The organism is Streptomyces gilvosporeus, from assembly GCF_002082195.1.
Taxonomy (GTDB): domain Bacteria; phylum Actinomycetota; class Actinomycetes; order Streptomycetales; family Streptomycetaceae; genus Streptomyces; species Streptomyces gilvosporeus.
This window is the reverse complement of sequence record NZ_CP020569.1, coordinates 184027-208814: the sequence shown is the minus strand read 5'-3', so window position 1 is coordinate 208814 and position 24788 is coordinate 184027. Positions and strand designations below refer to the sequence as shown.

Genomic DNA, 24788 nt, shown 5'->3' with positions numbered 1-24788 from the left:
GTTGGCTGTCGTGTTCGCCGGGTCCGCTTGCGCTGGGCCGGAGTCCGCTCCCGCCTGCCGGCCGACGTCATCGAGACACTCCTCAAGGCCGAGCGAGCCACCCGCGACCGCACCGGGCTGACCCTGACCGGGTGCGTGAACTACGGCGGCCGCGCCGAGATCACAGCAGCCGCCGGAAGGATCGACCCCCTCTCGGTCTCCGAGCACGCCTTCGCCCGCTACCTGCACGTCCCCGAACTGCCCGACGTCGACCTGCTGTTACGCACCGGCGGCGACCAGCGCACCTCCAACTTCCTTACCTGGCAGGCCACCTACGCCGAACTGCTCTTCCTCGACACCCCCTGGCCCGCGGTCGACCGCCGCACCCTGTGGGAGGCGATCGAACAGTACGCCCGCCGCACCCGCCGCTACGGCTCCGTCCCCCGCATCCCCGACCAGCCCACCTTCCTGAGCGGACACGGAGCACAGACACCCTGAGCCATGTGATCGTCCGGGCGGCGCACTCGCGGAAACCCTGGCCGCCGCGGCAGCCGGCCCGTACGTGGACAAGGTCATCGTCCTCGAAAGCGACGCCCGCGGATTCGCCCGGGCCGCGCGGCGACTCGCTGCAATTCGAGCCTGTGCTCGAGAATGCCCGCGTACCCGCATCGGATCGGGCCGGCCACGCGTCCGCCCCGATCGACACCGACTGAAAAGGCACAGGGCAGTGGCCACGAGGTGCGACAAGCTCTCCGTCCGCTACGAGGCGACTGTGCTGGGCGCAGCCGTGAACGAGTGGCTGTGACCAGCACCGTCACAACGGCCCTCAGACGACGTCGAATTCGTTACCCTCGGGGTCCTGCATGGCGGCGGCGTAGAACCCCATCTCCGGCTCATCCTTGATCCGCAGCACGGTGGCACCAGCTTTGACCAGCCGTTCCACCGTAGCTATGACCCGCTGTGTGCGGACGTCCAGTGGGACGTCACGGCCCCCACCGACCTTCAGGTCGAAGTGCCACCGGTTCTTGGCGACCTTCGGCTCCGGAACCTGCTGGAACCACACCCTCGGTCCACGTCCCGCGGGATCGATGATCGACTCCGGGATATCGCCGGCACCGGCTGGCAACTCTGCCTCGGGCACCCCTACCGCCGCCCAGTAAGCACGCCACGTGGCGTGCCCGCCCGGCGGAGGCTCAGGCACGTAGCCCAGGGCCTCGGCCCAGAACGTCACCATTCTCTGCGGATCGGAGCAGTCGATCGTCAGCTGCACTGTCATCTCCATGCTCGGAGCATCCCAGGCAGGACTGACAGTCGATCAACTTTCGCAACAGGGCCCAGGCGCATAGACGCCAGAGCCGCGGATATCGCCTGGCCCAGGCCGGTCTTGCGCGCCGTTTCCACCAGCAGCACGGCCCCGGGCCGGGAGACCACCAAGCGTCCGCCGCCCTCGACTCGGACATGGGGGGAGGACCCGATACGCTTCTTCACCTGGGAAGTGCTTCTTTCCTCGCAGCCAACAGGCCCCTCAGTGAGTCCTCTTGTGGCAAGTCAGTAGCACTTTCCGTGTCTTTGATCAGCCTTCGGGCAGCCCAGCTCGCGAACGCGCGAGGCTAGTCAGGGTGACCGGAGCTGCCGCCGACGAGGCAGCCGATCAGCTGGGCGAGCTGGTCGGCGTAGTGCTCGACGAGCTCAGGTGAGCTGCCGTCCGCCCCGAACAGGCCGCGGGCCAGCTGGGGGTAGACCGCCAGCGCATTCGACGCGCTCATTTCGATGAGCAGCAGCGCGGCGGGGTCGAACCGGTCGTCAAGCTCGCCGGCCCGCTGACGCTCCCGGATCAGCTCCACCTCGTGTTGCAGCCGGGCGTTGCGTTCGGTTGCCCCTTCGTCGGACTCGCCGGTGTCGGCGAGGCCCTCCCAGGCCAGGAGGCGGCCGCCCAGACGGGGGTCGACGCTCGCCCGCACGTAGCGCTTGATCATCTCCGCGTGGTCCGTGTCGTCGGGGATCGCCTCGGCCTCGTAGGCCCGCCACCGCCGGCCGATCTCCCGGTACAGGCCCTCCTTGCCGCCGAAGTAGTACGTGATGAGCTGCTGGTTGACGCCGGCGCGCGCGGCGATCGCGGACACCCGGGCGCCGGCGAAGCCCTTGGCGGAGAACTCCTCGGTCGCGGCGTCGAGGATCAGTGCCTTGGTGCGTTCCGGGTCGCGCTGTCGCTCGTGCGCGGCCGGCGCCCGCCGCGTCGACCGCCGTGCGTTCGGGGCGCTCTTCTCACTGGTCATGGCCAGGATTCTGCCATCTGCCCGGCGAGCTTAATCATCCATCTGATTGACAAGTTCATCCAGGTGATTGATTCTGTGGCTATGAATCAGCAGAAGACTCAGGTACTTGTCGTCGGAGGCGCCCTCACCGGGCTGAGCGCCGCTGTCTTCCTCGCCCATAGGGGCGTCCAGGTAGCGGTCGTAGAGCGCCACCCTGACCTGCTCGTACACCCGAGGCTGCGCGGCATCACACCGCGGACCGTCGAGGTCTTCCGCCAGGTCGGGCTCGGCCCGGCGATCCGCAAGGAGAGCTTCCTGGGCGAGAACGACGTCTTCGTGCCGCTGCGCGCGAACACCGTTGCGGACGCGTACGAACCGGTGGAGGAGGCCGACCACGCGGAGCTCGTCGACCCCCGCACCTACAGCCCATCGACCTACGCGGGGATCGACCAGGACCGGCTCGAAACCCTGCTGCGCGACCGCGCCCGCGAACTCGGCGCCGATATCCGGAACTTCACCGAGGTGACCGCTCTCGACCAGGACGCCGACGGTGTCACGGTGACGCTCCGGGACCGCGCGAGCGGCGACGAGGGAGCGATCCGCGCGGACTACGTCATCGCGGCCGACGGGTCCAAGAGCCGGATCCGCACATGGCTCGGGATCGAAACCGACGGACCGGGAGAACTGTTCAACACGATCACCGCGATCGTCGACGCGGACCTCTCGGCAGCCGTGCGCGGCCGACGGATCGGCATCGTCTACCTGCAAAAGCCGCGCCCGTTCAGCTCGATGATGCCGCACGACAACTCCGGCTCGCGTTGGCTGTTCAGCACCGGGTACGACCCACAGCGCGAGTCAGCGGCGGATTTCACCGCCGAGCGCGTCGCGGGAATGGTGCGAGAGGCATCTGAACTGGACGACATCGACGTCGCGTTGCGGCCCCAGATCCCCGGTACCGACGTCACCGTCCTCGGCTTTCCGATCAGCGCCCACGTCGCGCGGTCGTACCGCTCGGGCCGGGTATTCCTGGCCGGGGACGCCGCGCGTACCCAACCTCCTACAGGCGGGTTCGGCGGAAGCACCGGGATCCAGGACGCGCACAACCTGGCCTGGAAGCTCGCCGCCGTCCTTACGGGGCGGGCCGGCCCCGGATTGCTCGACACCTACGACGCCGAACGGCGACCCTACGGTGGGCTCGCCATGCAGCAGGCGTTCGCCCGCTTCGGCGACAGGATGGCCGGCGGCGCGCAGGTGGAGTTGCTCGACTATTCGGCGGTGACGATGGGCTTCCGGTATGCCTCGGCGGCCGTGCCCGGCAACCACGAGACCGACCCGATCCCTGCCGTCGAGCTGCGGGCGCAACCCGGCACGCGGGCACCGCACTGCCCGACCGCGGACGGCGGCTCCACCCTCGACCTGTACGGCGAAGCCCTGGTCCTCATCGTCGGCCACGATGGCCAGGAGTGGGCCACAACCGCGAAGGACGTGGGCACGGCGATGGGCGTGGAGGTCCGGCCCTACGTCCTCGGCGTGGACATCGACGTCGAGGACGGTGAGACGGCACATGGCATCTCCACTCACGGAGCGGTACTCGTCCGCCCCGACGGCTTCGTCGCCTGGCGCAGCCAATCCGCCGCAACGGACCCGGCCGCAGTCCTCGCCGAGGCCCTCCGTGCCGTCCTCGCCAGAGGGGACTGACCACGGCCGAGCAGATCGGGGTGCTGGTAAGAACTCTGTCACCAGCCGCAAACGTCGGTGATCAGTCCTCGGACCTGGTGGGTTGGGGCAGTTCCGGCGTGCTCGTCGCCTCAGCGAGTGCGACGCGACCACCCTTCAGCTCGGGCACGTAGTTGTAGATCGTGTTCCTGGAGACGCCGAGGAGCTTCGCGATCGAGGTGACGGTGTTCTCTGGGCGGGCGAGCAGGTCGCGGGCGTGACGTACCTGCTCCTCCGTCATCGCCGGCGGGCGGCCGAGTCGGGCGCCGCGGGCGCGAGCGGCGTCCAGGCCCTCGTTGGTGCCCTGCACGATGAGTTCGCGAATGAACTCCGCCAGGGCCGCGAACACGTGGAAGACCAGGCGCCCGCCGGGCGTGGTCGTGTCGAGCGCCTCGTGCAGCGAGGTGAAGCCGACGCCACGCCTGCGCAGGCCGGACACGATCGCGATGAGGTCCTGGATAGAACGACCTAGGACTTGTCCGGCCGATCAAGTTCGTAGCCAGATGGTGAGGGCTGCCGCTGTTGCGGTGCCGAGGTAGACGTAGCCGCGCGTCGTAGCGTGTGGCGACGGCCCGGGACTGCTTCAAGCGGTTGATTGCCCGTTCGACGGTGTTGCGCTTCTTGTAGCGGTCCTCGTCGAATCCGGGCGGCCGTCCGCCGCGTGAGCCTTTGCGCAGGCGTACGGCCTGGCTGTCGGTCTTCTCCGGGATCGTGTGCCGGATACTGCGTCGCCGCAGGTACTCGCGGCACGGCCCGTTGCTGTAAGCCTTGTCGGCCGCGAGGCTGTCCGGCTTCTTCCGGGGCCTGCCCAGTCCGGACCGCGGCACGCGGATCTTCTCCAACACGGGCTTGAACTGGGTGCAGTCAGCCCGCTGGCCTGCGGTGACGATCAGGGACAGCGGGCGACAGCGGCCGTCCGCGCTCAGGTGGAGCTTGCTGGTGAACCCGCCGCGCGAGCGGCCCAGGCCCTCACCTCCAGCACCACCTCCACCAGGCGGGCGACCAGGCTCTGCCACGGCGTTTCGTCCTGGTGTTCCGCCGGTTCGTCCCCCTTTGACGCGGGGCCCGGGGCCGGATCGGTGCGGGCGCCGGCCGCATGCTGATGCGCGCGGACGATGGTGGAGTCAACCGAGATGTCCCAGTCGATTTCACCTGCTGTATCGGCTGCGGCCTGGACCTTTTGGAGCAGTCGTTCCCAGGTGCCGTCGGCGGACCACAGACGATGGCGTTCGTAGACGGTCTTCCATGGGCCGAACCGTTCGGGCAGGTCACGCCACTGCACACCGGTCCGCACCCGGTGCAGAATCCCGTCGATCACCTGCCTGTGATCCCGCCATCGCCCACAACGCCGGTTGCTGACCGGCAGGAACGGCCGCAGCCGTTCCCACTCCGCATCCGTCAGATCACCCCGCCCCATGTCCACATCAACGACCTCGGCGCGCAGTAGTCACATGATCGGCCGGACAAGTCCTAGACGGTCCAGCGACGGGACTACGAGGGTGTCACCCTCGCGCAGGTAGTCGAGGGCCTTCCACAGTTCCTCGCGCTCGGCGTTCTTGCCGGACTTCTTGTCGGCGAAGATCCGAATGCACCCTGCCTCGGTGAGTGCGTGGATCTGCCGGTCGAGCAACTGCCCCTTGGTGGACACGCGTGCGTATCCCACGAGGCCGCCGGTCCGTGCGGCCGGTACGGGGGCGAGGAGATCGGCGGTGTCGTCGTCCTGGGGTGGCTGCACCCGCCAGATCGTACAGAAAAGGGTGCTCCTCAAGTTCTTGAGCACTTCGACTTTCTGACACCGGTTTATGAGCATGATCCGGCGTCGGTCCGACCGCGCGCCGCCGCTTACTGATCTTGCTCATCAATCGGTCGATTCATCAACGACTATCTCTTCCCACCCCCCTCCAACGGGCGAGGTCGTTGCGGTTGGTCAGGGTGGCGGGGTGGTCTTCGCCCAGCACCCGCACACGGTCAGCCAGCAGTTCCTTGAAGGCGGTCGCGGCGCCGACCGCATCCCCTTCCAGCGGGCGAGGCTGGTTGTGGGCGGCCAGGGTGTCGGGTTGGTAGGGACCGAGGTGGTGGGTTGCGACCCACGGGTGAGGTGATGGAAATGGGCGGTCGCGGCGGCGACCTGGCCATTTTCGCCGAGACTCCGGCCGGTGCGAAACAGCACCGGATGGATATCGGACCGGCGCAGGGCGTCTTCGGCGTGGGCGGCGAGGGCCGTGGCGTTCGTGCACAGAACAGCTGGGCAGGACACCTGGGCCGACATCACGACGATGACCCGCCGTCTCGCCCTGGGCAAGAAGAGCATGACTCGCCTGCCCGACGCTCCGTCTCCGAATGACGGCAGGTCGGGTACGCCCCGAGAGGCACGAATTTCGTATCCGGCTAGCCTGGAAGAGAGGCCCAACAGCAGTACGTCTTTCAACTTTGGGGGCAAGACTGTTCCCCAGAGGCTGAGCGGAGAGAGCGCGGCTGTTGGTGAGCACACAAGTGCCCTGGCGGGACTGGTCTTGGGTAGGCCATGCGTTTGGGGGGAACCTCCGGGGCAAACCCTTTGGTTGAAATCCAGATTGTCAGGAGGGCCCAAGGCGATGGCAACAGAACAGCAAGTGAGGGCAACAGAAGCGCCAGTGTTCGTCGACTGGACGTCTCGCGACAGCGATCGACAGGCCACCGGGAAGCTGGGCGGCCGAACGGTGACGGTCAAGGGGATCACGGGCATTTTGGGGGCCGTGGACATCAACGGGGAGCACACCGAATTCGGAACGCCCCTCTTCACCCCCCAGCTGCCCGCTTCGGACTCGGTAGAACTCAGGAGCAGAAAAGACGACACTGAGTTCCGAATCGACTTCGGCGGCAACGTGGAGGATGCCATCTTTCATCTGGGATCGCTCGCCTCAATCGTGACGTTTGAGGCGGGTACGACTATCACCCGGATCAGCGGCGACGCGGACTTCAAGGTCCCCCAGAGCAACATGGTCACGGGCAAGTTCAAGGAAGGCCCGCCCACCGATTCCAACGGCACCATTCACGTCAGCAAGTCCGCGCCCTTCAGTTCGATCACGTTCAAACTGAGGCTGAACTACGACGGCACAGAAGAAGGCGTATACCTCCAGTTCGGCAGGACAGTAGAGTTCGTCGACTGGACGTCTCGCGACAGCGATCGACAGGCCACCGGGAAGCTGGGCGGCCGAACGGTGACGGTCAAGGGGATCACGGGCATTTTGGGCCCCGTGGACATCAACGGGGAGCACACCGAATTCGGAACGCCCCTCTTCACCCCCCAGCTGCCCGCTTCGGACTCGGTAGAACTCAGGAGCAGAAAAGACGACACTGAGTTCCGAATCGACTTCGGCGGCAACGTGGAGGATGCCATCTTTCATCTGGGATCGCTCGCCTCAATCGTGACGTTTGAGGCGGGTACGACTATCACCCGGATCAGCGGCGACGCGGACTTCAAGGTCCCCCAGAGCAACATGGTCACGGGCAAGTTCAAGGAAGGCCCGCCCACCGATTCCAACGGCACCATTCACGTCAGCAAGTCCGCGCCCTTCAGTTCGATCACGTTCAAACTGAGGCTGAACTACGACGGTACAGAAGAAGGCGTATACCTCCAGTTCGGCCGTTAGGGCGTAACCGCTATCGGCGTCCCTCGAATTTGGGCTGCTGGCTGACGGGCATCCAGCGGTGTACGCGGACCCGGCAGGGCGGCCGAGGCGAGGTCCAGGCGGGCGTCCATGTCGAGGTTCACCTCCCCGTACGGGCGTACGTGGGACCAGAACAGCGGGGTCAGCCCGCGCCGGTCGGCGGGCGTGAGGAGGTCGGCCCACTCCGGCTCGCCGAGGATGTCCTGAAGCATCAGGGTGTTCACGTAGACCAGGGCGGACTGGAGAATGCGCAGGCACAGGACGAACATCTCCTGCTCGTCGCGCCGGTTGGATGCGATCTCCCCTCCCTTGCCGTAGGCGATCACGGAGTTCGCGCCGTTGGAGGACTCCATGACGTTCAGGCCCTCCTCGATCTCCCGCTGGAGGTTCCGCAGCCGGAGGTAGCGGGCCACGAAGATGGTCTTCTGCGCGCGGCCGACCTCCAGCATCGCGGCGTAGGTGGGGTGGGAGGCGTTGCGGGTGAAGCGGCGCAGGATCGCCTCGGTGGACGCGGTCCGGGTACGGATCGCGGTCGCGTACTTGATCATCTGGTCGTACTGCTGCGCGATGAGTTCCCAGCGGATCGGGCGGGTCAGCGCCGGGGCCAGCTGCGGGTAGGCGTCCGGGTCGCCGGCCACCGGCCGGTACAGCTTGACCTTGTTGATCCGCTTGATGCGGGGCAGCAGGTCGAAGTTGAGCAGCCTCGTGATGCCGAACCCGATTTCCGACTGGCCATGGCTGTCTGTGTAGTTGGCCTCGACGTCCATGGTGGTGCCGTGCCGCATCGCGCCCTCGTTCATCGCGGCGACCTCGGACGCGGTGCAGTTGATCAGCTGGGAGTGGATGGCCAGGGACTTCTTCTCCACGTGCCAGTAGATGAGCACCCCGCGGCCGCCGTAGCGCGAGTGCCACTCGGTGAACAGGTTCTGGTCGTACGCGCGGACATGGGTGGAGTCGGAGGCGACCGCGGTCGAGCCCTGGCCCCACAACTCCGTGCTGCGGGCGGCGAAGGTGGCGTTCGCGATCTGGATGGCGATGGCGCGCGCCGCCTCCGCGGACAGATATCGGCGCCGTACGTACCGGAGCTCGTCCTCGGTGTGGCCGTGGCCGCCGGACGCCACGGCCTTGATCCCGGTGTTCGTGCCGTACGCATAGATGACCAGCAGCAGGCGTTCCGCCAGGACCTCCGCGGTGAGGCTGCCGCCGCCGGAGACGGAGGTGACCGCGTCCAGGCAGCCGGTCCGTAGCACCGCCTCCTTCAGCATGTCGATCAGGGGCACGATGCCCCACCGCCTCGCTACCTCGGCCTTGATCCTGCGCAGATTGCACGGTTCGGGCTGGGCCTCGGGCGGGGTGAGCCGGATTGCTCCGGACTTGCGCTCGGCGATGTCCAGCCAGGACAGCTTGGGCATCTTGTCGTTCAGCAGGGTGAGCTCGTCCGTCATCTGTTCGCGCAGCTCGTCCACGAACACCGCCGGGTCCAGCGGCTTGCGCAGTTCCCGGTAGTTCTCAGCCCGCCGGGCCTCGAAGTCCTGCGGCAGGTCCTCGTCCGGGTTGCGCCACTTGTCGGTGCCGACCACCCAGATCTCCTTGCACTTGAGCTGGTCGCGCAGGGCCTGGAAGGCGACGACCTCGTAGACCATTCGCACCACCCGGCGCCGGCCGCGCTTGTCGGTGCGGTGTACGACCTCCGCCCAGTCCCCTCCCATCGCCTTGTGTACCGGGACCGTCTCGCCCAGCGGGTAGTACGTCGTGTTCCCGGCGTTCGCGTACCGCGCCACGAGCGCCAGGGCCTCGATCACGGGCCGGTGCGTGTGGTTGGAGGAGCGGAACTCCAGCACGTCCAGCAGCTTGACCAGCCCGCGCCGGTAGTGGTTGGTGTACGACGCCTTCAACGTCGTCTGCACGGTCCGCCGGTAGACCGGCCCCCGGGTCTTGAACTCGTGTACCAGCTCCCGCAGCGTCGCCTCGCCCCCGGACACCGCCGGGAAGACGACCTGGCGGACCGTCCCCTCCGGGGTGCCGAGCGACGCCTCCGCGAGCTTGAAGAGGATGTTCTCCTTGCCCGACACCTTCTTGAACGCGTTGACCAGTTGCTCGGTGACCTTCTTCTCCGCCCGGGCCCCGATCCGGTGCACCGTGGAGATCAGCAGCTCGACCAGCGTGTCGGTGATCTCCCGCTCCCGCTCGTGCAGCAGCACGGCCAGCAAGGTCACCCGCAGCGGTACCGGGTGCGTCCGCAGATGGGAAGGCGACTCCACCGCGGCCCGCGCTCGCCAGCCCGCCACGACCTTCGGTGCGACATCGATGAACAGATCCGGCGGCAGACCGATCGCCCGTACCGCCAACACCTTGTCGATCTCGGTGAGCATCGTCTCCAGGCTCACGTTGCCCGGCGCTTCCTTGATCTTTCCCAGCACGGGAAGGGCATCCCCACCCTCAGCACCGCCGGGTTGAGGTTCGTCGTCCTGGTCAGTGCCGGCGGCTACCAGAGCCACCAGCCGCTCGATGCTCTCCGCGGTCAGCCGAGAGGAGATCAGGGATGTCAGCGACTCCTCGGCTGCCCGCAGGGCAGCCGCGACGATCCGATCGCACCGGCCCGGCGTGGGCGGCTCGATGCTCTCCACGCGGCACCGTGCCAGCAGCTCCACTCGTACCTGGTCGGGCCTGCGTTCCTCGTGCGCGACGTGCTCGGCCAGATATGCCGTCAGCTTCTCCGCGTCCGCGACGCTGCACTCGCGGAAGCCGAGGTGTCCCCGGATCTGTGCGCGGTGGTACTCGACCGTGCGGCCCGTCCAGTCGTAGGACTCCAGCTCAGAAGCGGAGACCTGGACCTGCCGGGCGACGAACTCCACGGCCTCACCGGGCAGCTCTGCGCGGTTTCGGGGAAACCGGCCGTACTGCGTGTAGAACTTCAGCAGCACGGCGAAGCCCAGTCGCGTCGCACCGCGCTTGCCGGACACGAGCTCCTGCTCGTCCTTCAGCAGCGTCCAGTGCTCGACCAGCTCGTCCAGGTCTAACGGGGTACGGGCCACGGTCGTCGATTGTCCTCGCGAGGCTTCACCCAGCGCAGCCGTACGACCCCGGACTCACCCACACGGGTGGCATCCTCGCAAGATCACCGCCGTTTGCGGCTGGTGACAGAGTTCTTACCGGCACCCCAGATCGCCGTCGCCACCGCAGCTCCGCGTTCGCGGACCATTACGACGCCACCCTCCTCGACGCCGCAGGGTCCCGGGGACCGCCCTCGCCGTTGTCGTCGGCACCGTCATGGCCACCATGAACGCTGCCGATCTGACCCTGTTGTGGCGGGTTGCAGCGCTCGTGGAATCCGGGGCGCTCATCGCCGACGGTCCCCTCATCACCAACGGTGAGCACGCATCCGCCACCAGGATCAAACGGGCCTGACTGCGCAGCTCTCGATCCCCGTGCCCCGCAGATCCCCGGGCCCCGGCGGCCGTTTCCGCAGATTGCAGGATGCCTGCCGTGAGAAGTGACCTCGCCCGGCTGCGGGACCCCCGGTGCCCGCACCCGCCTCCGCCGGACGAGCGCCAGTCGAGCGCCGAACCGGCGGTTCATCGCCGGGCCCGCTGTACCGAGCGGGCCTGGCGCCTCCTGCGTCCTTCCGGGTCAGGTACAGGTCCTACCGGGTGTCCCCCTTCGCAGGAAGGGTGGCATTTGGAATATTCAGGGCACCTACCAGACCTCGTGTGTCCGCACGCAGAAGGCCGAGCCGCCTTCGGAAAGGGTCTCCATGCACCCCGCCCTCAGCCCCACCGTCCTCACCGAGCTGCGCCGACCTCGTTCCTATCCGGCGGTATCCATCGTGATGTCCACGCACCGCCGGAAGCCGGGCAACGCGCAGGACCCGGTCCGACTGCGCAAACTGTTGGCCGAGGCGAAGGAAAGGGTCCAGGCCGATCCCGAGGCCTCCCGCGCCGACCGGATCGACGTGCTGGAGCAGCTCGACCGGGCTCACTCCGAGGTCGACCTGGTGCACGCCGAAGACGGCCTGGCGATCCTCGTCGCACCCGGCGAGCACCAGGTCTGGTCCTTCGGGCGTGCCGCCCCCGCACGCGTGGTCCTGTCCGACACCTTCCTCACACGCAACCTGGTCGCCGCTCAGGCCGCCGAACGCCCCTTCTGGGTGCTCGCGATCGCCGCGGACCGGGTGGTGCTGTGGGGCGGCAACCAGGAGCGAGTCGCCGAGGAGACCCGTCACGGCTTCCCGCTGGTGCGCACCCCCGACGCGCCGGACCCCCAACGCAAGGAGCGCATCGGGGACACGCCCAGTACCTTTCGCGACGAGGAGACCAAGGCCTTCCTGCGGCAGGCCGACATCGAGACCGGCAAGGTGCTCGCCGCCGACCGCCGCCCGCTGTACGTGGTGGGCGACGCCGCCGCTCTCGCCCTCCTGGACGCCGTCGGCTCCATCGCCAAGGAGGCGACCGAGCAGATCCCGCACGGCGGCCTCGCCCAGGCCGATGCCGAAACCGTCCGCCGGGCGGTCGAGCCCGCGGTGCGCGCACATGCCCAGCGCGAGATCAGTGACGCCCTCGCCGAGCTCGACACGGCCCGCGGTCGCCAGGCGTTCGCCGCCGGCCTGGACGAGGTCTGGCGGGCCGCAGGCGAGGGCCGGATCGCTCGTCTGGTGGTCGAGGAGAACTTCCGCACCACCGTTCGCGACGACGGCGAGCACCTCGTCCCTGCCGAGGCGGGGGAGCGCGAGGCCCGCGAGGACATCGTCGACGAGGTGATCGAACGCAGCCTCGACACCGGCGCCAAGGTCACCTTCGTGCCCGACGGTGCCCTCTCCGACTCCGGCCAGATCGCCGCCGCACTGCGCTACTGACTGATCCTCAGGCGAGGCGGGAAGCGGACTCGGCCCGCGCCGAAGGCGATGCGGCCAGGCGCCGCTGTTCTCGGCGGGCAGGCGAAGCCGCTACGTGAGGGCCGGCGGCCGGCGAGTGCGAGGGCAGGCTTGGGCCGGGAAACGATCCGTGACGGGGCCCTGGCGGCAGCCAGGAGCGTCTTCCAGCCTTTCCTCCAGGCGAAGGTGTTGACGGGCTGACGTACGAGCGACGACCCGAGGTGGGTCGATGATGCTGCCGGCTGTGGATTTCGATCGGGCGCACAGCGGGGCGAGCTGTCGCGGGGTCAGGTTCGCCCGCCCCTACGCGGCACACAGCAGCACTCGACTTCCCGTGGCAGGCCCCACGGCCGGTCCTTGCACATCGGGTCCGCCGCTTCGCGCCGCAACGCGCCCGGTGCGCTCACCTGCCGCGCCCTGTGCCGGACGCCCAACCAACCTGCAACCAGCCGGTCTTGGCCTGCGGTGACACCGCTCTCACCCTCACCCCACCCCCGCCAACCGCCGGGCTGCAGGACAGGGGCGCCGGCGACCGTGGCGTGCGCACACGCACGTCGTGATGCACATTCAGACACTTACCAACAGTAACTGCCAAGTTCCGCCAATATTCACCAAGAAGGGGGTGACGGTTCACCGCGAGTTTCCCTAAGGTCTGGATCTCCTTCTTCCTCACAGAGAGTGGAAATGTGAATTCGTTACGTCACATCGTCGCCCACCTGGGCCTCGACCTCGCCGCCATCTGTCTGCTGACGTTCGCGATCTACTACCCGAGGCACCGGCGCCGCGACCTCGTGCCGGCGTATCTGGCCCTGAACGTCGCCCTGTTCACCGTCGTCGTGGCCCTCGCCGCAGTGGGCGGCAGCGGAGGCATGGCCGTCGGCTTCGGCCTCTTCGGAGTCCTGTCGATCATCAGGCTCCGCTCCGACTCCGTTCAACATGAGGAAGTCGCCTACTACTTCACCACGCTCGTCCTCGGACTCATCTGCGGCCTGCCGCACCTCGCGTTCGGCCTCGCCGCCGCGTTGAGCGCCGTGCTCCTGCTGGTCGTCTACTCGGCCGATCACCCGCGGCTGTTCGCCCAAGCCCGTCGGACAGTCGTCACCCTCGACACCGTCCACAGCGACCCCACCCCGCTCCGGGCCGACCTCGCGCGGCGCCTGGGCGAGCCCTTGCAGTGGACGGTCATGGAGGTGGACTTCGTTCGCGATCTGATGGTCGTCGACGTGCGTTACCGCGAGGCCGCGCCGAGAAGCGTCGGCCACAAGATGGCCGGGGCCGAACTCGTAGGTCCGACCGCGCCGGTTCTGGACGCGGCGTGACGGCCGCTACGGCGGTGCTCGCCCCGGCGGCCGTACAGGCCATCAACGAGGCGGCCCACGACGCCGACCCCATTTCCCTCGCCGAGGTCAACGAGCGGTCCGCCCTGCTCGCACGCTTCGACCGGAGCTATCTGGTACCGGCAGAAACGTTTGCGCGCGTGGTCGGCCGGCTTACCGCACCACAGCGCCGCGGTCGGCCGCTGCGCGCTCTGGCCATCGACGGCCGTCGCGCCTTCCGTTACCACTCGGTCTACTACGACACCCCCGGCCTCCGGTCCTTCCACGACCACCGCCAGGGCCGTCGCCTCCGCTTCAAGATCCGCGAACGCGTCTACGAGGACACCGGCGAGCGGCAGTACGAGATCAAGCTCAAGGGCGGCCGCGGCGACACCGTCAAGCACCGCCGGCCCCTCACCGGAGCGGACACCCCGCTCGACCCCACCCACCAGGCATTCCTCGCAGCAACCCTGGACCGGGCCTATGCGATCGCCGCGCCCGCCACCCTGCGTCCCTCCCTCAGCACGGACTACCTCCGTGCGACCTTCGTGGGCGACGGCGAGCGCATCACCTGCGACGCCGGATTGGTCTGCATCGACCTGAGGACACAACAGGCCGTGCACTGCGACACCGACCTGGTGCTGGTCGAGACGAAATCGACCGGGCACTTGACCGACGCGGACCGGGTCCTGCACGCCCACGGTGTGCAGCCCGCCGTCTTCACCAAGTACTGCGGCGCATTCGCCGCCCTGCGTCCGTCGCTCCCCGCCAACCGCTGGCGCCGCGCGGCGCGCCGGGCCTTCGGGACCGGAGCAGGGTGACCGTCTCTCGCCTCCCGTAGTGGCGGCGGCTGACGGGCGCGTGCAACGTCCCGTCAGCCGCCACGGCAGCGCGCCGCGCAACCCTTGGCACAACACGCCGTGCACCGGCGCGACGGCCCCCATCAGGGTTTGGTCAAGGGACGCCCCGCAGGCGTCATACCTCAACCGGACTGCGCTTCTACTGGTTGCCGCAGAATCGTCCTGAGCTTGGCGGGGTCGGTCCTGCGCGGGTCGCTGAGGTAGATCTCGTGGTGCATCCCCGCCTCCCGCAAGTTGTGGGCGGGGAGGTAATCGTGGTGCAGCCTGGTCAGGATCGGTGTCTCGTCGTCGTAAGAGCCGATGTGGAGGACCTGGGCGCTGGTGCCCTCGTGCAGTGTCTCTGACCGAACATCCGCAATGGCCGGAAGGTTCTTCTTGGCCAGGGCGGTGTCCCTGGCGTCTTCGATCATGCCGCCAGTGATCCAGTCGGGCACGGTGATCAGCATTTTCCACCGCCAGTTGTCCTTGCGCCGGGCCAGGAAGTCATCCATGTCATCCGCCCACCACAGCCCCTCAAGCGGTCCCACGACGAAGTCCTTGCCAAGGTCGCCCTTGCTCGCGAACTTGGTGGTATAGGCGACCGCGTAGAGCGCCTCGACCGCATGGCGGTATGCGTCGCTGGTGTTCGGATCGCCGTGCCCGTCGACGGCGAGGAAACGGAGTTCGGGGATGTCGACGAGTTCCCACTCGGTGTTCTTGGGCGAGTAGCACTGCTTGAGCCGGCGCTTGACGTCGTACTTGGTAGTCATGCCGAGGAACCCTCCTATGAGCAATGGTCGTTACCGATCAGCAGGGTTGTTCGGGCCGTGGTGATCTCCGGACGTTCGACGAGGTGACCGTTCTTGAAGGGGGACGCCGTTGCGGACGAGGGCTACGAGGCGGGGCGCGGTGGACGCGCGCCGACGAGCCTGGGCTGACTCGGTCAGCTCGAACACCATGGCCAGGGTGCGGCCGCGCTGTCGGCTCCGCCGGTGACCTTTTGTTGACTCCCCTCAGCACGGGCGGGCCTTCCCGACCCGCGAGGCAACCGGGGCAACGCTGGCCTGCAAGGCCCACCAGGCCGTCGCTACCCGTTTCGACAAGCGCGCTTACGGCGTCCCCGGCTCGTCACCGTTACCGTCGCAGCCCTGGTCATCAGGCCGCGCTCATGATCGCCCAGGCAGGCCCTGGCACGCGGCCAGCCGCTCCATCAGGGCCGCGCTGCGCGCGAGCAGCTCCCGCTCGTCCTCCGTGAGTTCGGCCTCGATGGCCAGGGCCAGCCATCCGGCCCTGCGGCCGCGCTCCGCTTCCAGCGCATCCCGGCCGGCGTCCGACAGCTCGAGCAGAGATTTGCGGCCGTCCGTGGGGTGGGCCCTGCGGGTGACCAGGCCCTGTTCGAGGAGGAGGCCGACCGCGCGGGCCATCGACTGCGGGCGTACGCGCTGATCGGTTGCGAGATCGCTGGTGGTCATGGCTCCGTCGCGGTCCAGAACGCCGAGCACGGCGACCTGCCCGTGCGGGATCCGGTCCTCCTGCTTCACGCGCCGAGTGAGCTTTCCCATCGCGGTACGCAGTTCGGCGGCGACGGTGGCGGCTTCCGGGGTGGGCATAGAGCACTTTAACCCGGAAACACCGTTGGGCAGCGGAACTGAACAGCAAAACTGAACAGCAATGCTGTACAGTTTCGTCGTGTCGGGCCGAGCGCCAGCGTCGTCGCAGCCGGGGCCCGGCAAGCGACAACGGGAAGGAACTCCCATGCCCGCACACACAGTTGAGTCGACCACCGTCCGCGGCGTCACCGCCCGCGCCGCCCTCGACAGTCGCGGCAACCCCACCGTCGAGGTCGACGTCGTCCTCGCCGACGGATCCCTGGGCCGCGCCGCCGTCCCCTCCGGCGCCTCCACCGGCGCCCGCGAAGCGGTAGAGCTGCGCGACGGCGACCCTCGGCGTTGGCACGGCAAGGGTGTCGACCGGGCCGTGGCCCACGTCCACGGCGAGATCGCGGATGCCGTCGCCGGGCGCGACGCCGACGACCAGGCCGGCCTCGACGCCGCGCTCGTCGCGCTCGACGGCACGCCCACCAAGGCGCGGCTCGGCGCCAACGCCCTGCTCGGGGTCTCCCTCGCCACCGCGAAGGCCGCCGCCGTCTCGCACCGACAGCCGCTCTACCGCTACCTCGGCGGGGCCGACGCCCGCGTGCTTCCGGTGCCGATGATGAACATCGTCAACGGCGGCGCCCACGCCGACAATCCGCTGGACTTCCAGGAGTTCATGATCGCGCCGGTGGGCGCGGGATCCTTCGCGGAAGCCGTCCGGATGGGCTCCGAGGTCTTCCACACGCTCCGCCGCGACCTGCTGACCGCGGGCCACTCCACGGGCGTCGGCGACGAGGGCGGCTTCGCGCCCGCACTGCGTACGGCCGAGGAGGCACTCGACTTCGTCATGGCCGCGATCGAGCGAGCCGGGTATCGACCCGGCGCGGACATCGGCCTCGTCATGGACCCGGCATCGTCGGAGTTCTACCAGGGCGGTGTGTACGCGTACACAGGGGAGGGCGTCCGACGTACCCCCGCCGAACAGGTCGACTACCTCGCCAAGCTGATCGACGCGTACCCGATCGTCTCGGTGGAGGACCCGATGGCCGAGGACGACCTCGACGGATGGCGCGAGCTGACGGCACGGGTCGGGAGCAGGTGCCAGCTGACCGGGGACGACGTGTTCTGCACCAACGAGGCACTGGTACAAGAAGGCATTCGTACGGGGGTGGGGAACGCGGTCCTGATCAAGGTCAACCAGATCGGGACGCTGACCGAGGCGCTCGGAACGGTGGGCGCTGCGCGGCGGGCCGGATGGGCGGCGGTCATGTCTCACCGATCCGGTGAGACGGAGGACACGACCATTGCGGATCTGGCCGTCGCCACGGGGTGCGGGCAGATCAAAACCGGATCCTTGTCCCGGTCGGACCGCACGGCCAAGTACAACCAACTCATCCGGATCGAGGAGCAGTTGGGGGAGTCCGCGGTGTATGGATACGCCGCCGCGCCCACCGCGTGAGGCACTCTGGCGGGCGCGGCTTCACCCGGGTGGCTCACCCGGTTCTCCGCGCTCCTACTCGAAATCGATAGCGGCCAGCACTGGGCCGGCGAACGCCAGCGCGTATTGCAGCCGGACGGTTCCCTGTCGCGCTGCGTGGCTCAGTGCGTCGCTGGGCAGGCAAAGCGCCAACAGTCCGGCGACTGCGGACAGGCCCATCGACCACTGCGCCGGGTCCACCAGGGGCCCGCTTGCCCCGTCTCCGCTGTATGCCTGGTTGAGGACGATGATGATGAACACCGCGTAGGCGACGGCGAGCAGCAGGAAGCCGATGCCGGCGAACACTCGCACCGCCCGCGTGGACGGCGCGAACGGGTCGGGTGCCGCTGCTGCGGGGGAGACGGTGGAATTCGGATCGGGCGCGGTCATGACCGTCATCCTGGCCCACGCGCGCCGCCCGGGCATCGGGGCGGATACTCATGAGCAAGGAGAGCAGGTACTTAGATGCCATCTCATTTGGATCGGTAGCCTGTCGGTCGTGGTGTCGATTGTTGAGCGGCTCGTGCCGGATGAGTTGTGGGAACTGTTCCAGCGGGTGGTCCCGGAGGCTCCGTCGCGGCCTCAGGGAGGCGGCCGGCGTCGGCACGGAGACCGGGAGGTGCTGGCTGCGATCGTGTTCGTAGCCACGTCGGGCTGCACGTGGCAGCAGCTGCCGTCGGCGTCGTTCGGACCCTCGGGAGCGACGGCTCACCGGCGCTTTGCCGAGTGGTCGAAGGCCCGGGTGTGGGCCAAGCTCCACCGCCTGGTCCTCGACGAGCTCGGCTCCCGCGGCGAGCTGGACTGGTCCCGATGCGCGATCGACTCGGTGAACATGAGGGCCCTGAAAAGGGGGACCTGACAGGCCCGAATCCTGTAGACCGGGGCAAGTACGGGTCGAAGATCCATCTGATCACGGAGCGGACCGGTCTGCCCCTGTCCGTGGGGATCTCGGGGGCGAACCTGCACGACAGCCAGGCGCTGATCCCGCTGGTGAAGGGTATACCGCCGATCCGCTCGCGGCGCGGGCGCCGACGGCGCAGACCGGGAAAGCTCCACGCCGACAAGGGATACGACTACGACCATCTGCGGCGATGGTTACGCGGGCGCGGCATCAGGCACCGCATCGCCCGCAAGGGCATCGAGTCCTCGACCCGCCTGGGCCGCCACCGCTGGACCATAGAACGCACGATGTCCTGGCTCGCCGGATGCCGCAGACTGCACCGCCGCTACGAGCGCAAGGCCGAGCACTTCTTGGCCTTCACCAGCATCGCCTGCACCCTCATCTGCTACCGCAGACTCGCCAAATGAGATGGCGTCTTAAGTGCCGATGGGTGAACCTTCCTGGCCGTTGAACCAGCCGGGTAGGTCCACCCCGTGAGATCACCACAGGCGGACGAATGGCCACGTGCCGCCGTCCGGGCAGGCCTCGCACCCGGGTAGGTGTCCAGCCGCTGCCCTTGTTGTTCAACGTCGCTGGTTCTGGGCCGCTCGTCCGCGCGGAAGGCAAGGGCATCCTCGTGGCAACACGCGACTTCGCAGTCCACAGCCCATTTCGCGGATCTCTCGGGGCGCACGGGGGCACGCGGAAGGCGGAAAACTGGTCCGCAGCCCACAGAGAAGGATCTATCCCTGGGAAGGAAGGTCAGTTGAGAAGGATGGAGCCGCTCAAGACTTTTTGGAGAGCTTCGGTGATCGGGACAGTTCCGATCTGAGCAGATCCGGAACCGGGCCCGTCCGCGTTGGCGGTGCCGGCTCCAAGGATGATCAGTGCTGAGGTCGCTACTGCTGTAGTGAGAACGGCCAGGCGCTTCATGAGGAACCTCCACTTGTCACGGCGGCTTGTCGAAAGGATCTTTGTCATCCTTATCCTCTAGCCACCCGGGCCGCCTCCAGCGGGCCGTCATGTCACTCCAACGCCGCGCCGATGAAGCCCCCGCCCAGATTCGGACGCTGTTGGCATCGTCGACCGCCTCACCTTCGGCGGCCACATCATCGAGACCGGCACCGACTCCTACCGCCTCGCCACCACCCGCGCCCGCGCTGAGCAGCAGGCCGCCGGCTGAGCGGCGAGAGACCACCCGGCCCTCAGATCTCCATGAATCGCCGGCGCCAATACCCGCAAACACTGAACACGTCCTCCGGACAGTCTCGTGCCACCAAAGGGTCACAGCAGTCGCAGCCGATCACCGGATCCGGCAGAACGCGCCCTGGCTGCCCCAAATACGATCGGCACTCGGCCAAGCGCCTCGAACGCGGTTCCCCCGGACAAGGCGAAACAATGGAGACCGCGGCCCAGGCCCAGCACGAGGTCTGGGACATGCTCCGTAGTATGCGAACAGCTATGCGTCACGACCTCGGTGTGTCGCATGAAGATTGAGAGCTGGCACCTCGTGCGGCCTCTCTTATCTGCCTCGACCAGCCAATAGCTGACCGAGGCAGAGGTAATACACAAGCATAACGACGTTAAGCCCCTACACCGCGATCGGGGCTGCTGCAGGTTCGGGTGACAGGTTCGGTCACGCGGCCTGGAGGGCCGGTGTGGTCATGACGGTCTCGAATTCGACGGGTGTCAGCCGGCCGAGTGCGGCTTGCTTGCGGCGCCGGTGGTAGGTCCTCTCGATCCAGGACACGATTGCGATCCGCAGTTCTTCACGGGTGGCCCAGGTCCGGCGGTCGAGGACGTTCTTCTGCAGCAGGCTGAAGAAGGACTCCATGGCCGCGTTGTCGCCAGCCGCCCCGACTCTCCCTATCGATCCGGCCATCCGGTGGTGGTCGAGGGCTCGGACGAACTTCCGGGACCGGAACTGTGATCCGCGATCGCTGTGCAGGATGCACCCGTCGACATGTTCACGCCGGGCCACGGCGTTGTCCAGGGCGGCTACGGCGAGGCGGGACTTCATCCGCGCATCGATGGAGTAGCCCACGATCCTGTTGCTGAAGACATCCTTGATCGCGCAGAGGTACAGCTTGCCCTGGCCGGTGGCGTGTTCGGTGATGTCGGCGAGCCACAGCCGGTTCGGGCCGGTCGCGGTGAAGTTGCGGCTCACGAGATCGTCGTGCACCGGCGGACCGGCCTTCTTGCCCCGGCCACGCTTCTTCCCGAAGACACTCCACCAGCGGTTGTCCCGGCAGATCCGCCACGCGGTGCGCTCGGCCATGCCGGCCCCGGCACCACGCGCTTCATCGACCAGGAACCGGTAGCCGAACTCCGGGTCGTCGCGGTGGGCGTCGAACAGCGCGTTCGCGCGATATGCCTCCTCCAGCACGGCGTCGGCAACCGGCTTGCCCAGCCAGCGGTAGTAGGGCTGTCTGGCGAGCTTGAGCACCCGGCACGTCACCGTGACGGGCACCCCGTCCCCGGCCAGCTCTTTCACGAGCGGGTAGATCCTTTTCCCGGCAGATGCGCCTGCGACAGATAGGCCGCGGCCCGGCGCAGGACCTCGTTCTCCTGCTCCAGCAGCTTGATCCGCCGACGTGCTTCCCGCAGTTCCACGCTCTCCTGGCTGGTCACCCCGGGCTTGGTCCCGTCGTCGATATCCGCCCGGCGCATCCATTTCCACAAGGTCATCGGGTGGACCCCGAAGTCGGTGGCCACCTGCTCCACCGTCACACCCGAGCCGCGGTTCCTGGCGACCCGCACGACGTCCTGGCGGAACTCTTCCGGATAAGGCTTGGGCACAGCGACATCCTTTCCACCCGCCCCACAGGGCAAGCCAGTTCAGATGTCACCCGATCGTGCAGCAGCCCCATCTCGTGAAACGACTCAGCCCAGAGGATCTCGCGAGCCACGATGAGTCCGGCGGCCGGCGGCCGTACTGTCGAGCTCGTTACCGAGGAGGACTTCTGATGCGCAGCGTGACCTATTCGATGGGTGTCTCACTTGACGGCTACATCGTCGGGCCGGACGGCAAGTTCGGCTGGACGGCGCCCGACGAGGAGATCTTTCGTTTCGTCACCGACGAGATTCGAGGGGTCGGCGTCCATCTGTTGGGACGACGGCTGTACGAGACGATGCTGTACTGGGAGACCGCCGACCAGGATCCATCGCTCGACGACTCCATGCTCGAGTGGGCCGCGATCTGGAAGCCGCTCCCAAAGGTGGTGTTCTCCACCACGCTGTCGGCGGTGCAGGGCAATGCCCGCCTGGCCTCCGGCGGTCTGGCGGAGGAGATCGAGCGGTTGCGAGCCGAGCCCGGGGAGGGCGACATCGCGATCGGCGGCGCGAGTCTCGCCGCCGAGGCGGCCGCGTTGGGTCTGATCGACGAGTACCGGGCCAGGGTCTACCCGGTGCTGGTTGGCGGTGGGATTCCGTTCTTTCCCCAGCGCGAGCGCCGGGTGGATCTCGAACTCGTCGAGACTCGCACCTTCAGCTCAAAAGTCGTCTACCTCCGCTACCGCGTGGCGCGCTAGCCGGCTCGTCCGCTGCGCCCTCGCCTGGCACAAAGAAGCTCAGCCGGTAGGTGGTCGGCTGCACCAGGCGCCCGCAGACTGACCCAGCGGATGCGCAGGCGGCGGAACCAGGGCAGGTGGGCGAACGCTCGCTGCACAACCCAGCGTTGGATGCCCAGGCCGGAGCCGTGTTCGGTGTCCGGCGGGCGATCTGTGGCTCCACGCCGAGGTCCCAGACCAGGCGGCGGTACTTGTCGTGGTCGTAGCCGCGATCGGCCAGCACCACGTCCGGGCGACGCCGGGGCCGGCCGCGCTTGCCGCGCACGGACGGTACGGCTTGGACGAGCGGGATCAGCTGGGTGACGTCGTTGCGGTTGCCGCCGGTCAGGGTGGCAGCGAGCGGGGGACGGCGCTGGCGACTGGCCGAACCGGATCTGACGTTCGCGAAGCTCTGCGCCCGGGGTATGGGTGCTCGGACTGGGACCCGCCCCGTCCCTGGATACTCCTGGCGTTTGTGCTCGCTGGCCTCGGAGCAATGGTCTGCGGGTTCTCTCGCAGTCTCACGACGCGTCGAACGCTGAGCCTTCAACCTCGTGTCGGATTCCTTAAGCTATTGCCCGCCGGACTTGGTAGTTCCAGCGTGTGAGCGACCGGACGACGGTTTCGGCGCCGATGGGGTTGGCGCTGTGAACGAAGATCGTTCCGATTTGGAAAGGCCGACCGTTGAAGGCAGCTTCTTCCATGAGTGTCACCACGGGCATGATGCTGTCGTCGCCGCCCAGATCGTGGTCGAGCCAGAGTTCGTCGATGAAGCTGTCGCGGTGTTCTTGCAGGAGCTGGATACCTTCGCCGCTGGTGCGGGCGATCCGCGTGGCCCTGGGCAGTGGTCGGAGGTCGTCAATGCCGAGGATGACGGGCGTCGGTGCGGCTGGGTCTTCTTTCACCTGACCATCGTCGCAGGAGAACGGCCGCAGGCAGCGCGGAGGGCAGCAAGAACGGTGTAGCCGCGTCGCGAGCAGGACGGTAGCGACCCGCCCGTACCAGGTGGCTGCGGCGGTGTCTCGTCGCACTGCATCTGGCAGTTGGTGACCCGCTGGCCTGTGAGGCTGCCATGCCGAATGAGAACTTTGGCCTTCGTCGTTCTCAAACGACATGGCTTTTCGAAGAAGTCGCTGATGGATGAAAGCGGCGGCAGGCTCCTATCGGATCCGATCCTGGTGTCCGTGGCGGTTCATCCGTCGGCGGCGACCTGGTCGGCCACTGAGAAGTCCGTTCCGCAGTCGGGGCAGGTAGCGTGGCCGAAGAGGTAGGTCATCGTGGCGGCGACGTCTTGCTGGCCGTCGGCGAGCGCCACGCCGTGGAGGCGTCGGCCGATTCCCTGCAGATCTGCGGGATCCGCCGGGCGCAAGGGGGTCTTGTCGACGTCGTCCTCCAAGGCGTAGTCGCCGCTGGTGGAGAAGCGGCCGTACTCGCCGATGGCGATGAACAGGCTGGTCTCACAGCCGGGGCAGGAGACCTCGTATTCCCCGTTCACAAGCCCCCACGCCAGGACTTCGCTCCATACCGGGATGCCTTCGAGGGCCAGAGCGGCTTCGAGCAGGTAGATGTACTCATCGCTCTCGGTAAGTGTTCGCAGGTGCTCGTTCGCCATTCGCAGCAGGGCTGCGACCTCGATCGCGTACTTGTCGCGGACATCGCCGGCCTCGTGCGGTTGTCCAGCGCCTGCCATGATCGCGCCGACCATGACCAGGGCATTCAGCCGCTCCTGCTGGTCGTCCCCCGCGGCCATGACCGTCAGCCAGGGCAGCGCTGCGAAGCTGGCCGAGTAGACGCTGCCCTGATGGCACAAGGCTGACCAGAGATCGTTCCAGAGCTCGGAGCTCGGTTCCGATGCGATCCGGTCCAGGAGCGCCGGTATGTCTTCCGCGGAGCCGTAGGCATGGCTGAGTTGCGACCAATCCGTCATACGAAGATCCAAGCAGGTCGCCGGGACCAGCCGACCAAGCCACTCGAAGTACGATCCGATCCAGTGAGATTCTTCCAGTGCGGATGAGATCGAGTGAGAATCCGCCACCTCGACAAGCGCTCCTGGGCGCCTGAGCCGTGACACGGTAGTTGGAACCGACAAGACGTGGTGACCTGACCGTTATCGGCCTGCATGACATGCTTGTTGGAACCGTTTTGCCAAGTTTCTTGGAACCAGGCGGTCAATTGTCATCGTTGTGGGATCCGTTTTCGAAGATCCCTCCTCGGCAGCGGAGATGGCCGCTCTCCTGGACGGCTGGTACGGGCGAGTTTGACCATGCGGCGTCTGACCTGCACGTTCCCGTGTTTATCTCCTTGGTGCTGTCTGCTGATCCTCGGTGCTCCCCGTGGTTCCCGCTCGGTCTGGCACGGCTGTGGCACGGTCTGGACGCGTTACCGGCCCGCGCCTATGTCCTGGGCCTTCGTTCCCCGCCGGGTTGAGGCCGTGAGCTGCCGGTACCCGATCAACGCGCGAACCAAGATCGCCGACAGGGCGGCGCCGGCCACAGCGAGGGCGCCTCGTTCCCACCAAGTCACTCCGGGACCTCGGGCAATGAATGCCCCGACCAGCATGAAGGGCCCCAAGAGGAGCAGCAGGAACATCCGCCAGTTCGTCCACTGGGACCAGGGCTGTCGTTGATGACCGTCAATGTCCACTGGGAAGACCCAGGCGGCAA

General features: G+C 67.6%; 22 protein-coding genes and 4 pseudogenes. 11 read left to right on the top strand and 15 right to left on the bottom strand.

Going from position 1 to position 24788, the window contains the following annotated elements; genetic code table 11:
• Positions 1-27 precede the first annotated feature (27 nt).
• Positions 28-477 (top strand): undecaprenyl diphosphate synthase family protein, encoded by a 450-nt coding sequence (locus tag B1H19_RS01120; RefSeq protein WP_335755919.1) that lies wholly within the window; start codon positions 28-30, stop codon positions 475-477.
• Positions 478-805: 328 nt separating this feature from the next.
• Here the strand turns inward: B1H19_RS01120 and B1H19_RS01110 are convergent, their stop codons facing one another.
• From B1H19_RS01110 to B1H19_RS01100, 3 genes and pseudogenes are all read right to left on the bottom strand, one after another.
• Entirely contained in the window at positions 806-1261 is a 456-nt protein-coding gene (locus B1H19_RS01110) for a VOC family protein (protein ID WP_083102404.1), read from the bottom strand.
• 56 nt (positions 1262-1317) lie between these two features.
• Positions 1318-1467, bottom strand: a pseudogene (locus B1H19_RS01105) (IS1380 family transposase); the annotation flags it as partial.
• A 122-nt stretch (positions 1468-1589) separates the two neighbouring features.
• The gene (locus tag B1H19_RS01100) at positions 1590-2255 is read right to left on the bottom strand and encodes a TetR/AcrR family transcriptional regulator (protein WP_083102402.1); all 666 of its coding nucleotides are present in this window, start codon (positions 2253-2255) and stop codon (positions 1590-1592) included.
• Positions 2256-2336: 81 nt separating this feature from the next.
• On the opposite strand from B1H19_RS01100, the gene B1H19_RS01095 reads away from it, so the two are divergent.
• Positions 2337-3932 carry an FAD-dependent monooxygenase gene (locus B1H19_RS01095; protein WP_083102401.1) on the top strand — a complete coding sequence of 532 codons (1596 nt, stop codon included), beginning with the start codon at positions 2337-2339 and terminating at the stop codon, positions 3930-3932.
• A gap of 61 nt (positions 3933-3993) precedes the next feature.
• Here the strand turns inward: B1H19_RS01095 and B1H19_RS01090 are convergent, their stop codons facing one another.
• From B1H19_RS01090 to B1H19_RS01080, 3 genes and pseudogenes are all read right to left on the bottom strand, one after another.
• Positions 3994-4410, bottom strand: coding sequence for a recombinase family protein (locus B1H19_RS01090; RefSeq protein ID WP_257789458.1), 417 nt, complete (start codon positions 4408-4410; stop codon positions 3994-3996).
• 27 nt (positions 4411-4437) lie between these two features.
• A pseudogene (locus tag B1H19_RS39135) lies at positions 4438-5367 on the bottom strand (IS5 family transposase).
• Positions 5368-5397: 30 nt separating this feature from the next.
• Positions 5398-5685, bottom strand: a complete 288-nt coding sequence (locus B1H19_RS01080) for a recombinase family protein (protein WP_083102400.1) — start codon at positions 5683-5685, stop codon at positions 5398-5400.
• An 859-nt stretch (positions 5686-6544) separates the two neighbouring features.
• On the opposite strand from B1H19_RS01080, the gene B1H19_RS01075 reads away from it, so the two are divergent.
• Positions 6545-7582 (top strand): hypothetical protein, encoded by a 1038-nt coding sequence (locus B1H19_RS01075; RefSeq protein ID WP_159027918.1) that lies wholly within the window; start codon positions 6545-6547, stop codon positions 7580-7582.
• On the opposite strand, the gene B1H19_RS01070 is transcribed toward B1H19_RS01075, so the two are convergent.
• Entirely contained in the window at positions 7579-10635 is a 3057-nt protein-coding gene (locus B1H19_RS01070; RefSeq protein ID WP_083102398.1) for a Tn3 family transposase, read from the bottom strand. The two genes, B1H19_RS01075 and B1H19_RS01070, sit on opposite strands and share 4 nt — an antisense overlap.
• 244 nt (positions 10636-10879) lie before the next feature.
• Between B1H19_RS01070 and B1H19_RS40270 the strand changes: the two genes are divergently transcribed.
• The 4 genes from B1H19_RS40270 (at position 10880) to B1H19_RS01055 (ending at position 14607) form a co-directional block, all read left to right on the top strand.
• On the top strand, positions 10880-11008 hold the full coding sequence (locus tag B1H19_RS40270) for a hypothetical protein (RefSeq protein WP_257789422.1): 129 nt from the start codon (positions 10880-10882) through the stop codon (positions 11006-11008).
• Between the two features lie 346 nt (positions 11009-11354).
• Positions 11355-12452, top strand: a complete 1098-nt coding sequence (locus tag B1H19_RS01065) for a baeRF3 domain-containing protein (protein ID WP_083102397.1) — start codon at positions 11355-11357, stop codon at positions 12450-12452.
• A gap of 704 nt (positions 12453-13156) precedes the next feature.
• Positions 13157-13789: a DUF4956 domain-containing protein gene (locus B1H19_RS01060; protein ID WP_083102396.1), complete on the top strand. Its 633-nt coding sequence runs from the start codon at positions 13157-13159 to the stop codon at positions 13787-13789.
• Positions 13786-14607 carry a polyphosphate polymerase domain-containing protein gene (locus tag B1H19_RS01055; protein ID WP_237288996.1) on the top strand — a complete coding sequence of 274 codons (822 nt, stop codon included), beginning with the start codon at positions 13786-13788 and terminating at the stop codon, positions 14605-14607. Before B1H19_RS01060 ends, B1H19_RS01055 begins: the two co-directional genes overlap by 4 nt.
• A 161-nt stretch (positions 14608-14768) precedes the next feature.
• On the opposite strand, the gene B1H19_RS01050 is transcribed toward B1H19_RS01055, so the two are convergent.
• Positions 14769-15395 carry a GyrI-like domain-containing protein gene (locus B1H19_RS01050; protein WP_083102395.1) on the bottom strand — a complete coding sequence of 209 codons (627 nt, stop codon included), beginning with the start codon at positions 15393-15395 and terminating at the stop codon, positions 14769-14771.
• Between the two features lie 396 nt (positions 15396-15791).
• Positions 15792-16235 (bottom strand): MarR family winged helix-turn-helix transcriptional regulator, encoded by a 444-nt coding sequence (locus B1H19_RS01045; RefSeq protein WP_083102394.1) that lies wholly within the window; start codon positions 16233-16235, stop codon positions 15792-15794.
• 145 nt (positions 16236-16380) lie between these two features.
• Here B1H19_RS01045 and eno point away from each other — a divergent pair, with 145 nt between their 5' ends.
• Entirely contained in the window at positions 16381-17679 is a 1299-nt protein-coding gene (gene eno, locus B1H19_RS01040) for a phosphopyruvate hydratase (RefSeq protein WP_083102393.1), read from the top strand.
• A gap of 54 nt (positions 17680-17733) precedes the next feature.
• On the opposite strand, the gene B1H19_RS01035 is transcribed toward eno, so the two are convergent.
• A complete protein-coding gene (locus tag B1H19_RS01035) occupies positions 17734-18087 on the bottom strand; it encodes a hypothetical protein (protein WP_159027917.1) in 354 nt (117 codons plus the stop codon).
• A 118-nt stretch (positions 18088-18205) separates the two neighbouring features.
• Here B1H19_RS01035 and B1H19_RS01030 point away from each other — a divergent pair.
• Positions 18206-19005, top strand: a protein-coding gene (locus tag B1H19_RS01030; protein ID WP_162500704.1) for an IS5 family transposase whose coding sequence is annotated in 2 segments (ribosomal slippage) — positions 18206-18545 and positions 18545-19005 — 801 coding nt in all. Because the reading frame shifts where the segments join, the coding sequence is not laid out codon by codon here.
• 334 nt (positions 19006-19339) lie between these two features.
• On the opposite strand, the gene B1H19_RS38440 is transcribed toward B1H19_RS01030, so the two are convergent.
• Positions 19340-19510: a hypothetical protein gene (locus B1H19_RS38440; protein ID WP_159027916.1), complete on the bottom strand. Its 171-nt coding sequence runs from the start codon at positions 19508-19510 to the stop codon at positions 19340-19342.
• A gap of 145 nt (positions 19511-19655) precedes the next feature.
• Between B1H19_RS38440 and B1H19_RS01025 the strand changes: the two are divergent.
• Positions 19656-19760 (top strand): annotated as a pseudogene (locus B1H19_RS01025) (IS21-like element helper ATPase IstB); the annotation flags it as partial.
• A gap of 453 nt (positions 19761-20213) precedes the next feature.
• On the opposite strand, the gene B1H19_RS01015 reads toward B1H19_RS01025, so the two are convergent.
• Positions 20214-21376 (bottom strand): IS3 family transposase gene (locus tag B1H19_RS01015; protein WP_107425828.1). Its coding sequence is split into 2 segments (ribosomal slippage): positions 20214-21089 and positions 21092-21376, totalling 1161 coding nucleotides; the frame shifts between segments, so codons are not numbered across the junction.
• Positions 21377-21543: 167 nt separating this feature from the next.
• Between B1H19_RS01015 and B1H19_RS01010 the strand changes: the two genes are divergently transcribed.
• The gene (locus B1H19_RS01010) at positions 21544-22107 is read left to right on the top strand and encodes a dihydrofolate reductase family protein (protein ID WP_083102390.1); all 564 of its coding nucleotides are present in this window, start codon (positions 21544-21546) and stop codon (positions 22105-22107) included.
• Here B1H19_RS01010 and B1H19_RS01005 read toward each other — a convergent pair.
• From B1H19_RS01005 to B1H19_RS00995, 3 genes and pseudogenes are all read right to left on the bottom strand, one after another.
• Positions 22104-22489, bottom strand: a pseudogene (locus B1H19_RS01005) (transposase); the annotation flags it as partial. The gene B1H19_RS01010 and the pseudogene B1H19_RS01005 sit on opposite strands and share 4 nt — an antisense overlap.
• Positions 22490-22691: 202 nt before the next feature.
• Complete coding sequence (locus B1H19_RS01000) at positions 22692-23030, bottom strand: cyclic-phosphate processing receiver domain-containing protein (RefSeq protein WP_083102389.1); 339 nt, start codon at positions 23028-23030, stop codon at positions 22692-22694.
• A gap of 287 nt (positions 23031-23317) precedes the next feature.
• Positions 23318-24052, bottom strand: a complete 735-nt coding sequence (locus B1H19_RS00995) for a hypothetical protein (RefSeq protein ID WP_083102388.1) — start codon at positions 24050-24052, stop codon at positions 23318-23320.
• Between the last annotated feature and the right edge of the window lie 736 nt (positions 24053-24788).

Excerpts from the sequence above, each read along its gene's own strand:
- B1H19_RS01110 (WP_083102404.1), bottom strand. The coding sequence starts at position 1,261 with ATGGAGATGACAGTGCAGCTGACGATCGACTGCTCCGATCCGCAGAGA.
- B1H19_RS00995 (WP_083102388.1), bottom strand. The coding sequence starts at position 24,052 with ATGACGGATTGGTCGCAACTCAGCCATGCCTACGGCTCCGCGGAAGAC.
- B1H19_RS01095 (WP_083102401.1), top strand. The coding sequence starts at position 2,337 with ATGAATCAGCAGAAGACTCAGGTACTTGTCGTCGGAGGCGCCCTCACC.
- B1H19_RS01100 (WP_083102402.1), bottom strand. The coding sequence starts at position 2,255 with ATGACCAGTGAGAAGAGCGCCCCGAACGCACGGCGGTCGACGCGGCGG.
- eno (WP_083102393.1), top strand. The coding sequence starts at position 16,381 with ATGCCCGCACACACAGTTGAGTCGACCACCGTCCGCGGCGTCACCGCC.
- B1H19_RS40270 (WP_257789422.1), top strand. The coding sequence starts at position 10,880 with ATGAACGCTGCCGATCTGACCCTGTTGTGGCGGGTTGCAGCGCTCGTG.
- B1H19_RS38440 (WP_159027916.1), bottom strand. The coding sequence starts at position 19,510 with ATGAAGCGCCTGGCCGTTCTCACTACAGCAGTAGCGACCTCAGCACTG.
- B1H19_RS01010 (WP_083102390.1), top strand. The coding sequence starts at position 21,544 with ATGCGCAGCGTGACCTATTCGATGGGTGTCTCACTTGACGGCTACATC.
- B1H19_RS01075 (WP_159027918.1), top strand. The coding sequence starts at position 6,545 with ATGGCAACAGAACAGCAAGTGAGGGCAACAGAAGCGCCAGTGTTCGTC.
- B1H19_RS01045 (WP_083102394.1), bottom strand. The coding sequence starts at position 16,235 with ATGCCCACCCCGGAAGCCGCCACCGTCGCCGCCGAACTGCGTACCGCG.
- B1H19_RS01065 (WP_083102397.1), top strand. The coding sequence starts at position 11,355 with ATGCACCCCGCCCTCAGCCCCACCGTCCTCACCGAGCTGCGCCGACCT.
- B1H19_RS01050 (WP_083102395.1), bottom strand. The coding sequence starts at position 15,395 with ATGACTACCAAGTACGACGTCAAGCGCCGGCTCAAGCAGTGCTACTCG.
- B1H19_RS01035 (WP_159027917.1), bottom strand. The coding sequence starts at position 18,087 with ATGACCGCGCCCGATCCGAATTCCACCGTCTCCCCCGCAGCAGCGGCA.